Source organism: Pseudalkalibacillus decolorationis (assembly GCF_024609785.1).
Classification (GTDB): domain Bacteria; phylum Bacillota; class Bacilli; order Bacillales; family Fictibacillaceae; genus Pseudalkalibacillus; species Pseudalkalibacillus decolorationis.
The window spans coordinates 20,010-33,964 of sequence record NZ_JANHJQ010000027.1 but is presented as its reverse complement, the minus strand read 5'-3'; the positions used below and the strand labels follow the sequence as shown (position 1 = coordinate 33,964).

The following is a 13,955-nucleotide window of genomic DNA, read 5'->3' as shown; positions in this document are numbered from 1 at the left end:
ATGTAAAAGGATGACCCAATTCGACCGAGTCACCCTTCTCTTGCAATTATAGAAGTCTTATAATGTCTGTTCAAAAGGTTGACGGTTCAGAAACGCCGTTTATCATTCAGTGACTATTGAACTTCCTATTTTCTTAAGGGAAACGAGGGAACTGCTTAAAATCCGGCTTCCGTTTCTCTTTAAACGCATCTCGTCCTTCTTTCGCTTCATCTGTAGTGTAGTAAAGCAATGTTGAGTCTCCACCCATTTGCTGTAGCCCAGCCAATCCATCTGTATCTGCATTTAGGGATGCTTTTAGGAAACGTAGTGCTGTTGGGGATTTTTCAAGCATTTCCTCACACCATTGGATCGTTTCTTCTTCAAGCTTCTCAAGTGGTACTACTGTGTTCACTAATCCCATATCCATAGCTTCCTGTGCACTATATTGGCGGCAAAGGAACCAGATTTCCCGAGCTTTTTTATGACCAACAATACGAGCAAGATACCCAGCACCATATCCTGCGTCAAAGCTTCCTACCTTAGGACCCGTTTGTCCGAACACCGCATTATCTGCAGCAATTGTCAAGTCACATACCACGTGAAGAACATGTCCACCGCCAATTGCATAACCCGAAACCATTGCGACTACTGGTTTTGGAATAACACGCATTAAGCGTTGAAGGTCCAAGACGTTCAGACGAGGAATTTGATCTTCTCCTACATAGCCACCATGGCCACGAACTCGTTGGTCTCCGCCCGCACAAAATGCGTCATCTCCTGCACCGGCAAGTACGATGACCCCAACGTCTGAATCATCACGTGCATATGCAAAGGCATCAATTAATTCGTGAACGGTTTTAGGCCGAAATGAATTGTGTACTTCGGGGCGATTAATTGTAATCTTTGCTATCCCGTTATACGTTTCATAAATAATATCTTCGTAACTTTTTTTTGCAACCCATTCTACTTTTGACAAATCTAATCATCCTTCCTATTATGTAACTCTTCAATTACTATTTTATCAAACTTTTCGATTTCTTCCAGATGTACGGTATGACCAGCATTTTCCACGATAATCATTCGGCTGTTCGGGAGCCTTTCTACCATTTGTTCAGCAATTGCGCAGAATTTTTGATCAAGCTCTCCAACAACTAATAATGTCGGAACTGAAAAACGGGCTAACCTGTTCCACAAAGATGGCTGCTCACCCGTGCCCATGCCTCGTAAGCTGTTCGCAAGTCCAATCCTTGAATTGTTCATTCTTCTTGAATGCAGTGCATCCCTTTGTGTTGCTGGTATGTGTTTTTGTGAAGCAAAGAGCGGAATCGACTCCCAATATGTGACGAACGCTTCCATTCCCTCAGCTTCAATTCTGTCCGCTAACTGTAGGTCCTGAGTCCTTCGTTGGACCCGAGCCTTTTCTAAATTAAGACCTGGGGAGCTGCTTTCGAGAATTAAATGTTGGACTCTGCCTGGATAAGTCATCGCATAGGATAACGCGACCCGTCCTCCTAGAGAATACCCTAAAATGATCGCGGTTTCAATAGTGAGACGGTCGAGAATTTCATTGATATCCTCAACTGTATTCTCCATCGAATAACGTTCCCAATCAATGGGATGCTCACTTTTCCCATGTCCAATCAGGTCAATCGCAATGATACGAAAATCTCTTTTCCACTTTTCGATTAAAGGTGACCACTCTTCACTTGAACCGGTAAAACCATGGAGTAAGACAAAAGCAGGTCCCTCCCCTTGAACGTCAACGTGAAACTCGACCCCGTTAACTTGGATATTCATAAACGGTTTTCCCACCATTCCAGTAAAGAATGATGGACGCCTTCCCAGTATTTTCGGTGCATCTCAACATTACTCTCACGATTTGTCTGCATTTCAATGACATGTAAGCCTTTTTCTGCAAAGCTTCGTTCACACGCTCTTTCGAAGGCATTCCAACTTTCAACAAGTGTATATTCCCCATCATACATTAAGGCTGCTTTATCAAAAGAAAGCCCAATAGGTGTCCCGAATAGATCTTCAAAATGATCCGTGTGTTTCGATTGTGGTAAAAAGGAGAAGATCCCCCCACCACTATTATTCACAAGGATGATGGTTATATCCAATTCGTGAAGCTTTGCCGCCAATAATCCATTCATATCGTGATAAAAGGAGAGATCCCCTATGACGAGAACCGTTCTCTTTCCTGTTGCCGCTACACCGAGAGCAGTTGATATCACCCCATCAATCCCATTTGCACCTCGATTTGCAAAGGCTTGAATGTGCTTTCCGGTTTTTCCAAAAAAGGTATCTAAATCACGGATGGGCATACTGTTCCCAACAAAAAGATTCGTTTGTTCAGGTATCAATTTCTCTAATTCTGAAAATATCTTCCCTTCAAACTTGTCTTCAAAAGTTGTGAATTGTTCTTTCACACACTTAACAATCTCGTTAGTACTTTTCCAATCGTTGAGCCAATTCGGAGCATCATCGCGATTTGGAATGTACTCAAGTAATTGCCTTGCAAATCGATTTGGATCTGCATAAACGATGTTTCCTCCAAGGTGCGTCGGCTCCCTCCAGCCATCTCCTTCATCTATAATAAAATGCATACATTCTTTTTGCTTTTTTAAATAAAGAAGATACGGCTTAGAGACAGGCATTGCACCGAACCGGATAATAACTTCAGGCTTCCAACCTTGGATCAACTCACTTTTTAGAAGCGCATCGTAATGTTCGATGACGTTCCCTTTTGAATGTGAGCCATACCGTATCGGGGAAAGAGGATCAGCCAGTATTGGAAACTGAAGATCCTCAGCAAGATCGATAATTGATTGATTAGCTTTCTCGTAGTCCCCAGGGCCACATACAATCAAGCCTTTTTTCAATTGGGAGAGTTGATTGCCTAATTGTTTATATTCAACATCCTCAAGCTCTCTGAGCCCTGTTGTTAACTCGACATAAGGAGTGTTGTTCCCCTTCCCAACACTAAACGCTTCCTCATGTTCATAGGAAGGAACGAGAGGTTCGCGAAATGGAAAGTTCAGATGCACCGGACCTTGTTTCCCAGTAACTGTTGTTGCACTTGACCTTGCTGCAGTTGATCGAACATAACGGAGAAGCGAATCGTTGTTTTCAGGGATAGCCATTTCGTGAAACCACTTTACATACTTTCCATATAAATGAAGCTGATCAATTGCTTGGGGTGCACTGACATCACGAAGCTCATGTGGTCGGTCTGCCGTTAGAACGAGAAGTGGTACGCGAGATTCATACGCTTCAATTATTGCTGGGTAGTAGTTCGCAGCTGCGGTACCTGAAGTACAAACTAAGGCAACTGGCTGATGTTTCGACTTCGCAATCCCAAGAGCAAAAAAGGCTGCTGAACGTTCATCAACATTCAGCCATACACGAATATCAGGGTGTTGTGCGAACATCATTGCTAGTGGAGTCGAGCGGGAGCCTGGACTGATTACTACGTCTTTTACTGTATAGCTAATCTCATCGATAAATGCCCCTACATAAGCTGTTAATGAATCCAGTGTCATGTTTGTGCTCCTCCTAATGCATGAAGCATCGGTCTTAGTTTTATCTTGGTTTCTTCGTACTCATTCTCGGGATCTGAATCAGCAACAATCCCGCATCCAGCAAATAGGGAAGCGTGATTGTCCGAAACAAGGGCAGAACGAATACCTACCGCAAACTCACCCTGATCAAGGTAATCAACCCAACCGATCGGTGCAGAATACCACCCACGATCAAGCCTCTCGTTTTTTCTAATAACATCAACAGACTCCCTTTGAGGAAACCCTCCTAGTGCAGGAGTTGGGTGCAATTCCTTTACAACCTCGAAAAGTGGAACCTGCTTAGCCTTTTTTACAATGACAGGCGTATATAAATGTTGGATGTCACGTCCCTTGTATAAAGATGGTTCAGTAGGGACTTGAACAGAAGAAGCAACTTTTTCAAAAGCCTCGCGAATCATTTGTACAACAAACGCGTGCTCCTCTCTATTTTTCGGATCAGAAAGCAGCTCATTGCCTAACTGTTCATCTTCTTTAATGTCCTCACCACGCCGAATCGATCCAGCAAGACACGTCGATAGAAATTCTCCATTCTGTTTCTGAACAAGACGCTCAGGTGATGCTCCGATAAAGCAATGTTCACCACGCTCGATAGCAAAAATAAAACTCTGTGTTTGTTTTTCCCTCAAATTGAACAGCGTTTCATAAATTGGAATTGCCTCAGAAGCGTTTACAACCACTTCTCTAGCAAGGACAACCTTATCAATCTTACCTTTATTGATTAAAGCGGTAGTTTCCCTTACGGTTTGCTTCCAGTTATTTTGATTAATTTCAGTTAAATCAAATACAAGCGGAGAATTCGTAGGATAACCTTCTTCTATTTGCGAAGAAAGAACTTCAGCCTGTTGATTCATAATACGGTTAAAAATATGGATAAGATCTGTTTCGGCATCGACTAAAATATTTTGAGTTAAATAAGCGGCTTGGTTGGTTATCGTATACAAATGGCTTGGTAGTACAAAGCTCGCATCTGGAAAGTTCATCCACAATGGTGTTCTGTCTTTTAATGGATCAAAAGAAAAACCACCTAGTAAAAGTGGACCTGTCCCAGGGATGTATTTCATGGTTTCAGAATAATCGATACTATTTTCGAGAATCGTCTTCCACTTCGTATTGATCTCCTCAAATCGTTTGTTGCCGTTAGCATCCAGTCTCAACATTTCCCCAAGTCCAACCATTTGAATTCGATTGTTCGAATCGGACCAATACGATCGCTTACCTTTAAAGTTCAGTTGATTATTCTTATATATAAGAAGTGGATCTATTTGTTCTACCTGTATTCGATGACTAACTAGGATTTCTTTATCTAAATCATGTGCTTTTTCTTTTGCACGCTCTAAACAATCTAATAATTCATGTTGTTTTACTGCTGTCACAGTTTACCCCTCCAGCATCTTTCCGACGTACTATATATATTATATGAAGGTTCCGAATCGTCACCACTTATCAATTGGAGACTTTTTTGCACAACCTATTAAAAGCTTATTATCCGATATTATTATAAAGGAAATAAGCGTGATTTTCCATCAAACGACATTCACATGTATTTCCAGTATAGAAGTTGACACACATTCGCCATTTGCATAAACTTAGAAGGGATTAAAATTGCTAGATTAGGGGTCGACAAATAATAAGAGAATGGGTCGCTGTAATTGAAAAGCTCATTCTTGTGATAAAAGGTGAAGGAATATGCAACAAGAACACATGGAAACACCCAATTCAACACAACCAAAGGATTCACGTATGAAGGTATGGTATCGGCAGTTACGACCTCATACATTAACCGCTTCATTCGTACCGGTGTTTATCGGAACGGCTTTAGCTATGTATTATAGTTCGATCAATTGGTTCCTGCTCGCGGCGATGTTACTAGCCTCCATGCTCATACAAGCAGCGACCAATATGTTTAATGAGTATTATGACTATAAACGCGGACTTGATACAACCGATTCAGTCGGTATAGGTGGTGGAATCGTTCGGGATGGCATTTCACCTCGAACAATATTGAATGTCGCCATTCTTTTTTTCATCGTTGCGATTTTATTAGGAGCCTTTATTAGCGCTTCGACAACCTGGTGGATTGCTATTATTGGATCACTTTGTATGGCTGCTGGTTATTTTTACACTGGTGGTCCTTATCCCATTGCATACACGCCATTGGGAGAACTTGCTTCAGGATTTTTCATGGGATTTGTCATTATTTTAATTTCATTTTACATTCAGACAGGATTTGTTACGACTAATAGTATGCTCATATCGATTCCAATATCTGTGTTGATTGGTGCCATCCTCATGGCCAACAATATTCGGGATTTAGATGGTGATCGTGAAAAGGGTAGAAAAACACTTGCGATCCTACTGGGACATAAAGGAGCCGTTCAATTTTTAGGCGGAATGTTCGCCTTTTCATATGCATGGGTCTTATCGATGATTCTTGTAGATGCTGCTCCATTTTGGTTACTACTCGTGCTGTTAAGTATTCCGAAAGCAATAAAAGCGATTAAGCTGTTTCGTGGTGAGCGAAAGCCAGCAAAGCTTATGCCTGCGATGGGAGCAACTGCTCAAATGCATACCGTTTTCGGATTTGCACTCGCAGTCGGGCTCATCATTAATTACCTGCTTAATTTTTCATGAAAAGCGATAAAAAGAGATGTCCTCCAAAATAGGAGGCATCTCTTTTTTACACGTTTAGAAAGTATAAGCGGAACTAAGGGATCGCCTGCGCTAAAGCTTAGCGCTAGTCAAGTTTTCTTTATTGGGCAAATTACACACATCAAACACTATTGTTAATCCGTATTTTCATTAGTATAAAGCACGGATACATGCAAGCGTGTATAAAACCTTCAAAAATACAAACGATAGATGATAGAAATCGATGAAGGGGTGGCTAACGAATGGATACTGGAAGAGCGAAGCAAATACTTGAATCACCAAGAGAGATCGGAGTTCAATACAATGGGAGTCCGATTTGGATACAACAAGTAGATGAAACTGCCAATACCGCGCGAGTTTATTTGAAAAATGATCCCGATAATGAAATGACAGTGAATGTTACTCAATTGGATGAGCTGTAGGTATTGAATAGGAAAATCCTTGAATTATAAAGAAAACCTGGCGATCGCCAAGTTTTCTTTATACGGTAAAAGGCAGAACTCTAATTATAAAAGCTTGTTACGATTCGCATAAATCGCCGCTTGTGTGCGATCCGATACATCCAGCTTACTAAGAATATTACTTACATGCGTTTTCACTGTCTTAATTCCTATGAAAAGCATGTCACCAATTTCTTGATTTGTTTTTCCTTCTCCGAGCAGAATAAGCACTTCTCGCTCCCTCGGGGTTAACTCATCATGTAGTAACCGCCGCTCATTACCTCTAAACTGATTCATCATCTTCTGGGCAACCTTTGACTCGATAACAGATTCACCCGCATATGCTTTTTTTATCGTAGAAGTAATCTCTTCAGCAGAAGCTGTTTTCAGGACATAGCTAAACGCCCCCGCTTCAATCGCTGGAAACACCTGCTCATCATCATAGAAACTCGTCAAGATAATTATTTTACTATTTGGTTGACGTTTGATGATTTCTTTCGTCGCTTCTATCCCATTACCATTGTCCATTATTAAATCCATCAATATGACGTCTGGTTCAAGGGTTTCCAATCGTTCAACCGCCTCATTTCCACTAGACGCCTCTCCGATAATCTCAAATTCCGGTTCTGTTATCAGATAAGAACTTAAACCACGTCGTACCATCTCGTGATCATCAACAAGAAATAATTTAATCGTCGTTTCCATCATTCCCCACCTTTTCTACTGGTACTCGAACATCGATTGCAGTTCCTTGGTTTTTTGCAGATTTTACTGAAAATGTACCACCAATCTCATCACAACGCTCTTGCATCGTTTTTAACCCATAAGAGGTCTTTTTCTTTTGTGACAGATCAAAGCCGATACCATTATCTCGAATATGTAAAAGAATCGATCGTTCCGTTTTATTTAGGTTAACAGTTAGCTTTGTTGCCCTGGAATGGCGTAGTGCATTCGCTAGACTTTCCTGGATCATTCGGAATAAATGATCTTCAATCCCGCGAGGAAGAGGAAGAATGTTTGCAATTTCCGACTCGATATCTATTCCGGATTTGGACCTTAATTCACTAATCAGCCCTTTCACCCCATCACATAAAGATTCGCCAGATAGCTCAACAGGTCGAAGGTGAAGCAACAACGCCCTCATTTCGCCTTGGGCTTTATTTGCTATTTCAACAACCTGCTGGAGTTGCTCTTTAGCTACCTCATGTTTTGTGTCAAATAGCTTCAAAGCTGCTGAAGACATCATATTTAAAGCGAAGAGTTGTTGACTAACGGCATCATGTAAATCCCGGGCTAATCGTTGCCGCTCTTCAATTGTTGCAGCATTATGTGCTTTTTCAGCAAGTTCAGCCTTTTCGTTCGCGAGCTTCTGCAACGAGTACACTTGCTTCTTTATCCTTTGTGAAAGATCATTAATTTCATGTGAAATCGTTCCTATTTCGTCCTGTTCGCCATCTTCAATTCGGTAGTTATAATTACCACGTGACATCTTCGCAACGCCTACTAGTATCTCATTTAAACGGTGCACGAAATGCTGACTCTTTTTGAAACTAAAATATAGACCAACAACAAGAGATAACAAAAGGACAGCGCCTGAAACAATTAAGCTCACAGCAATACGATTTACACCTGGGCTATAATAATAAATAATTTGAAATAGGAAAAAGATGAGAATTGTTGTATAGACCGATGTTATGATGTGTGTCCGGTATATTGTGGCTCGAACACCACTATACTTGTTTTTCATCTAACCCTCCTAAACCCGATCTATCCGTAAGTCTAATACCTGAAACCGAAAATTAAATGTGAGTTTACGTGTCGCACTTTCATATCCATCCGTTTTATAGCCATCATTCTTCATTATACCGTCCCTTTTATATTTTCCGATTTTGATGTCACCGACTTTTGAATTCGAAGTTACGGAAAATTCAACATCCTCTGGAATTAAAATTTTAATATCCCCGACCCACCCAGAGAGCTTGATTGGGGTATCATTATCAGGGATAAACGCACGCGTAAAGTCAAAATTGAAGTCTGAAACTCCATTCCATTCATCAATTGGCTCAACAGGCCAGTTATCTTCCTTCATCGAAACATCGGCTACAATATTCGAGACCCCAGAACGGTCCCCTTTTGCCATACTTTTTTTATGATCATTGTCATGGCCCGACCTTCTTCCCCAAAGCATGATAATTCCAATATAGACGATAATGATTGGCCAGAGCTTCCATACATCCAGTAAGCCAAATTGGGTGTAACCAAAGCGATCTGCAATTAACAAGACGCTTAAACCGGTTAAAATTAAGCTCCAAAACCAATGACCATGTCCTCCATTGCCGAAAATTGCCTTAAGCAGCCACATTAGTCCTAATAGCAAAATTACAAAAGGATACAAAAAATGAAGCGCTTCGTTTATTTCCATGGAAATGGCTCCTAAATTGACAAGAAGCAACATGACCCCAATTAGAACAAATATGATTGCGATAACAAATTGTCCACCAGATCGTACTTTCATAACCCACTTCACACCCTTTGATGTTCTTTATCTTTTTGAAAATGAAGGGTACGCTTATATCATTTAGACAAAACCCTTCAAATCCCTCTTTTAGACTTTATATCCTCCTACGGCTCATCTTAAGAATACATTTCAGCTCAATTCAATGATACAATCTCGAGAATGTTTTCGTCTCCGTCTTGAGGCTGAGGTGAAACCTAATAAAGGGATAACTCAGTAAAGAGCTATCCCTATCCTTCCCTTATTAATATTTATAAGTTCAAAAGGTGAATGAAGAAGGGTCCATTAAAGTGTTACGTTTAACTTTTAAATGCATCCTGCTCCGAATTCAGTTGTTTAATTGTTTCAGCTGGGTCGCTATGCAGATTTGGTGATTTATCTCCTCGATTGTTACGCCCCTTATCATAACTCTTTTGTGCTTGGATCGTTCTTTTCGCATAAGGAATTGCATTTAACCGTTCCTTAGAAATATCTTCACCCGTATCAATACATATCCCATACGTGCCTTCATCAATCTTTTCTAACGAATCATTAATTTCTTGTAAAAGTTCAGCATCATTTTCCTTTAATGAAAGATTTTTTTCCTGTTCATATTGAGCCGTTCCTGAATCTCCCATATGGTTGTCTACTCCATGGCTATCTTCATTATTTTCTACGGTTTGATTGTTATACCGTTGAACCACTTCACGTTTCATAGATTTAAGCTCTTTTTTATAATACTTCAATTCACTTTCTTTTAACGACATACTAACTCTCCTCCTTGTTACCTGTTCTTACCCTTTGTCCTTGTAAGATAAACTGTTAACTAAACCAAATTGCCCATAGAACAATAGCAGTTACCATAAGTCCAGGCCATACCCAGAGCCATATCTTAGCCACAATATGGTGTTTAGAATTCACATACAAAAATGCACCAGGTATACAGGTCCATGTAAGAAATAAAACAATACTTATAACAAACTGGATTACGGATGCCCCACTAAATTCATCAAAAGCAGCAATCCATAAGTAAACAGGTACAAAGGCGATAAATGGGGTGAACACACTACAAATCCAAGCACGGACCCGATACATCTCAAAATACTCTTGATTATCTGCTATAAAATCAGTAACATTTCTTTTAGTAAAATCAACAGATCTTTTATATGAAAGTTCCATATTCACCTCCAGAAAGTGCCATTATGTAAGTACTTTATTACCTAAAATACAACTTTATGAAACAAGCTTGAGCGGATTACCTATATTATTTTCAATAAAAGGGTATACTTAGAGTAAATACATTTATTGAAGGTGGAATATATATGGCGTTTTTTTCCAAGAACCAGCAAGAACCAGTACCAGAAGTTGAAACAAAAGTGTGGTCTTGTTCCAATAAGGAATGTTCAGGCTGGATGCGAGACGGACTGACATTCGATACCACTCCGGAATGCCCACTATGTAAGTCCCCGATGGAAAGCGAAATCCGTATATTGCCTGAGCTTCAATAAGGGTACCGCTTTTTTACACGTTAAGAAAGTATAAAAATACTTTCTATAGTATAAGTGCAACTAAGGCGATCGCCAGCGCTAAAGCTTGGCGCTAGCCAAGTTTTCTTTATATTCTACATTCACATATTCAAGAGGGTGCACCATGATCGTGCCATCCTCTTTTTTTCGTGTTAAATGTATAAAAATACTTTCTTAACACGTAAAAAAATTAAGCCATATAATGACCATCATGTATATTTTCTGAAAAAGCGGTAAGAATGATAGATACATATTGTTTCACCAAACTGATTTGCAAGGAGGAAAAACAATGAACAAACGTGATTTAATCCAAAATGTCGCTGATCGTACTGGCTTATCAAAAAAACATTCTACAACAGCAGTTAACGCGGTGATTGATGCTATTACTCAAGAGTTAACTGCAGGAGAAAATGTACAACTGATTGGTTTTGGTAGTTTTGAAGTCCGTCAGCGTCAAGCAAGAACAGGTAGAAATCCTCAAACTGGGGAAACGATCCAAATCTCAGCAACACGAACTCCGGCATTCAAGCCTGGCAAACAACTTAAAGAAGCTGTCCGAGCTTAAATAAAACTTGGTTAGCACCAAAGCGATTATACATTATGGCCTGACGGAAACTGCTATTTGAACAACTTGTGTTCTGGCGGCGACGTTGGGCTTTTTCTTTTACAAGGGGTGACTCAATTGAAATTGAGCCAACCCCTTTAACCGTGTTGTCTTACATACGCTGGTACTGGTGTACAATCTTAATTACCCCGAGTTAAGTACGTTTAAACCATCTGCCTTGAGAAACATCTTGATATTTGGTCAATCTACTTACAAGATTGGATTCTACACCGTTCACCAGTTCGCTGCACTCTTTTAAAAATAGGCTAAGAAAAGCACAAGCACCAAACCTTTGCGCTGATGATCGCGGTAGTTTCTAAAGGGATGACGTAAAGGCCTTACTTTATACTTTCTTAACGTAAAAAAAAGGGTGCAAGCTACTGGAGCTTGCACCAAAAGGTATGGGCGGTGTCAGAGTTTTAAGGGGATTGTCTACTTCAGTATAGCATGGATTTTACCAACTGTTTATTGGGAAAACTCCTTATTATTACTGCTTAAAACGCATTAAAAATCCGCCCGATTTTCCCAACTATTTTATGCATTTAGACCCCTGTACTTAGACCCCTAGAACACGTTAACTAGATATTTTCCACTTCTTTTGCTCATACACAACTCTGAGAATATATGTTATATAATAAGAGTAAAGGTTCCATTGTTATAGCAATTTCTGAACCGAGAATCTTGGCACCAAAAACAGAGCGGTTAGTAACCTGGAGTTTCTTGGACCATGTCTCAACATAGGGATCCATAGACGCATCACTTTCTTATAATTTTTTTAGAATGAGGGATACGATAATGAGCGACATGATAATCAACCGTAAAATTTTATCCTACAGAAATGGTGAACTTAAAGAAAAGGAAGACATTATCGTTACAGAGTTCCCACTCACAATAATGCTAAATGGTGTCGAATTTGCTACAATGGTATGTACGCCTACTGACATCGAAGAAATGGTCGTTGGATTTTTGGGATCCGAAGGCGTGATTTTAAATTATCAAAAAGATATCCAATCGATTTCAATCGATGAAAGCAAAGGGTTCGCCTATGTTGAAACAACTAGAAAGGTAACTCCATCGGTTGAAAGCCAGACGAAACGATTTATAGGCTCTTGCTGCGGAAAAAGTCGACAATCCTTTTATTTTCAAAACGATGTCAAAACAGCAAAGACCGCAACAACAACTCAAACAATTACTTATCACCAATGCATAGAGCTCATGCAATCGCTTCAATCCACCAGTGAGATATTTAAAGAAACTGGAGGTGTTCATAATGCGGCTCTTTGCACACAAGATAAATTGATTCTTTCAAGAACGGATATTGGTCGGCATAACGCACTAGACAAGCTTTATGGAAACTGTTTAATGCATAAGATTATGGTTCGAGATAAAATACTGATTTTTAGTGGACGGATTTCCTCAGAAATTTTATTAAAGGCTTCAAAAATCGGAGTAGGAATTCTACTTTCAAAATCTGCACCTACAGAATTAGCACTTCAAGCTGCAGAAGAGTTGAATATTTCGACCGCTGGGTTTATACGCGGTAATAGGGTTAATGTATACACACACCCCGAGCGATTCGTGCTAAACAACTAACAATCAAAAGGTGGTGATGGAACGATGGATATCAATGATCGTCTTAGAAGGCCCCTTCGCGATCTAAGAATTTCCGTTACAGATCGATGTAATTTCAGGTGTCATTATTGTATGCCTGCAGATATTTTCGGTCCAAACTATGATTTTTTGAAAAAAAACATGTTACTAAGCTTTGAAGAAATATATCGATTGGCTGTGGTTTTCCGAAAGACATCCGGCATTAAGAAGATACGAATTACCGGTGGAGAACCGTTAATGCGTAAAGATCTCCCTATATTAATTGAAATGTTAGCCTCAATTGATGGAATAGAGGATATTGCGATGACCACAAATGGTTCCCTTCTTCCGAAGTATGCAAAGGCATTGAAAGAAGCCGGCCTACATCGGGTCACAATCAGTTTAGACACCCTTGATAATAGACGCTTTAAAAAGATCAATGGACGGGATGTTTCAGTCGATACCGTTCTTAAAGGAATTGATGCTGCTGAAGAAGCAGGATTAGGAATTAAGATCAATATGGTCGTACAAAAAGGGATAAATGACTCAGACATTGTTCCAATGGCAGAATTTTTCCGTAAAAAGGGGCATGTGCTACGGTTTATCGAATACATGGATGTTGGGAATTCGAACGGTTGGAAACTAGATGATGTTTTCCCGAAAAAAGCAATTATTGAGCGAATTAATGGGGTTATGCCGATTGAACCAATCGATCCAAATTATACAGGTGAGGTTGCTACTCGATACCGATATAAAGGAACCGATGAGGAAATTGGAATCATCTCCTCAGTAACCGATGCGTTTTGCTCAACCTGTAATCGATCCAGATTATCTGCAGAAGGAAAACTGTATACTTGTTTATTCGCATCGAAAGGGCATGATTTAAGAGGGCCATTACGCAATGATGCATCAGATGCAGATATGGCAAAAATCATTACAAACATCTGGTCCAACCGCAATGACCGTTATTCCGAGGAACGGACCGAACATACGAAACGGTCATCTAAAATTGAAATGTCCCACATTGGCGGGTAGCCTTGGAGTTTGGCTAAAGAAAACTTGGCATAGCCAAGATTTGGCGCCGGCTGAGCC

Annotated in this window: 15 protein-coding genes; 6 read left to right on the top strand and 9 right to left on the bottom strand. The window is 40.1% G+C overall.

The genetic code is table 11. The features are described from left to right. Positions 1–133: 133 nt before the first annotated feature. The 4 genes from menB to NON16_RS20285 are packed head-to-tail and all read right to left on the bottom strand — an operon-like array spanning position 134 to position 4,933. Complete coding sequence (menB, locus tag NON16_RS20300; protein ID WP_257351245.1) at positions 134–955, bottom strand: 1,4-dihydroxy-2-naphthoyl-CoA synthase; 822 nt, start codon at positions 953–955, stop codon at positions 134–136. Between the two features lie 2 nt (positions 956–957). Further along, positions 958–1,776 (bottom strand): 2-succinyl-6-hydroxy-2,4-cyclohexadiene-1-carboxylate synthase, encoded by an 819-nt coding sequence (gene menH, locus NON16_RS20295; protein ID WP_257351244.1) that lies wholly within the window; start codon positions 1,774–1,776, stop codon positions 958–960. Next, positions 1,773–3,521, bottom strand: coding sequence for a 2-succinyl-5-enolpyruvyl-6-hydroxy-3-cyclohexene-1-carboxylic-acid synthase (gene menD, locus NON16_RS20290; protein WP_257351243.1), 1,749 nt, complete (start codon positions 3,519–3,521; stop codon positions 1,773–1,775). Before menD ends, menH begins: the two co-directional genes overlap by 4 nt. Next, positions 3,518–4,933 (bottom strand): isochorismate synthase, encoded by a 1,416-nt coding sequence (locus NON16_RS20285; RefSeq protein ID WP_257351242.1) that lies wholly within the window; start codon positions 4,931–4,933, stop codon positions 3,518–3,520. Before NON16_RS20285 ends, menD begins: the two co-directional genes overlap by 4 nt. A 313-nt stretch (positions 4,934–5,246) precedes the next feature. Here NON16_RS20285 and NON16_RS20280 point away from each other — a divergent pair, with 313 nt between their 5' ends. Beyond that, positions 5,247–6,191: a 1,4-dihydroxy-2-naphthoate polyprenyltransferase gene (locus NON16_RS20280; RefSeq protein ID WP_257351241.1), complete on the top strand. Its 945-nt coding sequence runs from the start codon at positions 5,247–5,249 to the stop codon at positions 6,189–6,191. 260 nt (positions 6,192–6,451) lie between these two features. Beyond that, positions 6,452–6,631: an H-type small acid-soluble spore protein gene (locus NON16_RS20275; RefSeq protein WP_257351240.1), complete on the top strand. Its 180-nt coding sequence runs from the start codon at positions 6,452–6,454 to the stop codon at positions 6,629–6,631. Positions 6,632–6,715: 84 nt separating this feature from the next. Here the strand turns inward: NON16_RS20275 and NON16_RS20270 are convergent, their stop codons facing one another. The 5 genes from NON16_RS20270 to NON16_RS20250 all read right to left on the bottom strand — a co-directional run bounded on the left by NON16_RS20270 (position 6,716) and on the right by NON16_RS20250 (position 10,322). After that, a complete protein-coding gene (locus tag NON16_RS20270) occupies positions 6,716–7,354 on the bottom strand; it encodes a response regulator transcription factor (RefSeq protein ID WP_257351239.1) in 639 nt (212 codons plus the stop codon). Beyond that, the gene (locus NON16_RS20265; RefSeq protein WP_257351238.1) at positions 7,338–8,396 is read right to left on the bottom strand and encodes a sensor histidine kinase; all 1,059 of its coding nucleotides are present in this window, start codon (positions 8,394–8,396) and stop codon (positions 7,338–7,340) included. Before NON16_RS20265 ends, NON16_RS20270 begins: the two co-directional genes overlap by 17 nt. A 9-nt stretch (positions 8,397–8,405) precedes the next feature. After that, positions 8,406–9,164, bottom strand: coding sequence for a cell wall-active antibiotics response protein LiaF (gene liaF, locus NON16_RS20260; protein ID WP_257351237.1), 759 nt, complete (start codon positions 9,162–9,164; stop codon positions 8,406–8,408). A gap of 299 nt (positions 9,165–9,463) precedes the next feature. After that, a complete protein-coding gene (locus tag NON16_RS20255) occupies positions 9,464–9,910 on the bottom strand; it encodes a TraR/DksA family transcriptional regulator (RefSeq protein WP_257351236.1) in 447 nt (148 codons plus the stop codon). A 55-nt stretch (positions 9,911–9,965) separates the two neighbouring features. Continuing rightward, the gene (locus tag NON16_RS20250) at positions 9,966–10,322 is read right to left on the bottom strand and encodes a hypothetical protein (RefSeq protein WP_257351235.1); all 357 of its coding nucleotides are present in this window, start codon (positions 10,320–10,322) and stop codon (positions 9,966–9,968) included. Between the two features lie 143 nt (positions 10,323–10,465). On the opposite strand from NON16_RS20250, the gene NON16_RS20245 reads away from it, so the two are divergent. The 4 genes from NON16_RS20245 to moaA all read left to right on the top strand — a co-directional run bounded on the left by NON16_RS20245 (position 10,466) and on the right by moaA (position 13,898). Further along, a complete protein-coding gene (locus NON16_RS20245; protein ID WP_257351234.1) occupies positions 10,466–10,651 on the top strand; it encodes a cold-shock protein in 186 nt (61 codons plus the stop codon). A 307-nt stretch (positions 10,652–10,958) separates the two neighbouring features. Continuing rightward, positions 10,959–11,234 (top strand): HU family DNA-binding protein, encoded by a 276-nt coding sequence (locus NON16_RS20240; protein WP_257351233.1) that lies wholly within the window; start codon positions 10,959–10,961, stop codon positions 11,232–11,234. An 834-nt stretch (positions 11,235–12,068) separates the two neighbouring features. Continuing rightward, positions 12,069–12,866, top strand: coding sequence for a formate dehydrogenase accessory sulfurtransferase FdhD (gene fdhD / locus NON16_RS20235; RefSeq protein WP_257351232.1), 798 nt, complete (start codon positions 12,069–12,071; stop codon positions 12,864–12,866). Between the two features lie 24 nt (positions 12,867–12,890). Continuing rightward, positions 12,891–13,898: a GTP 3',8-cyclase MoaA gene (gene moaA, locus NON16_RS20230; RefSeq protein ID WP_257351231.1), complete on the top strand. Its 1,008-nt coding sequence runs from the start codon at positions 12,891–12,893 to the stop codon at positions 13,896–13,898. Positions 13,899–13,955 lie beyond the last annotated feature (57 nt).

Coding starts and splice junctions, on each gene's coding strand:
- menH (WP_257351244.1), bottom strand. CDS start 1,776: ATGAATATCCAAGTTAACGGGGTCGAGTTTCACGTTGACGTTCAAGGG.
- menD (WP_257351243.1), bottom strand. CDS start 3,521: ATGACACTGGATTCATTAACAGCTTATGTAGGGGCATTTATCGATGAG.
- NON16_RS20280 (WP_257351241.1), top strand. CDS start 5,247: ATGCAACAAGAACACATGGAAACACCCAATTCAACACAACCAAAGGAT.
- NON16_RS20275 (WP_257351240.1), top strand. CDS start 6,452: ATGGATACTGGAAGAGCGAAGCAAATACTTGAATCACCAAGAGAGATC.
- NON16_RS20270 (WP_257351239.1), bottom strand. CDS start 7,354: ATGGAAACGACGATTAAATTATTTCTTGTTGATGATCACGAGATGGTA.
- NON16_RS20265 (WP_257351238.1), bottom strand. CDS start 8,396: ATGAAAAACAAGTATAGTGGTGTTCGAGCCACAATATACCGGACACAC.
- liaF (WP_257351237.1), bottom strand. CDS start 9,164: ATGAAAGTACGATCTGGTGGACAATTTGTTATCGCAATCATATTTGTT.
- NON16_RS20255 (WP_257351236.1), bottom strand. CDS start 9,910: ATGTCGTTAAAAGAAAGTGAATTGAAGTATTATAAAAAAGAGCTTAAA.
- NON16_RS20250 (WP_257351235.1), bottom strand. CDS start 10,322: ATGGAACTTTCATATAAAAGATCTGTTGATTTTACTAAAAGAAATGTT.
- NON16_RS20245 (WP_257351234.1), top strand. CDS start 10,466: ATGGCGTTTTTTTCCAAGAACCAGCAAGAACCAGTACCAGAAGTTGAA.
- NON16_RS20240 (WP_257351233.1), top strand. CDS start 10,959: ATGAACAAACGTGATTTAATCCAAAATGTCGCTGATCGTACTGGCTTA.
- fdhD (WP_257351232.1), top strand. CDS start 12,069: ATGAGCGACATGATAATCAACCGTAAAATTTTATCCTACAGAAATGGT.
- moaA (WP_257351231.1), top strand. CDS start 12,891: ATGGATATCAATGATCGTCTTAGAAGGCCCCTTCGCGATCTAAGAATT.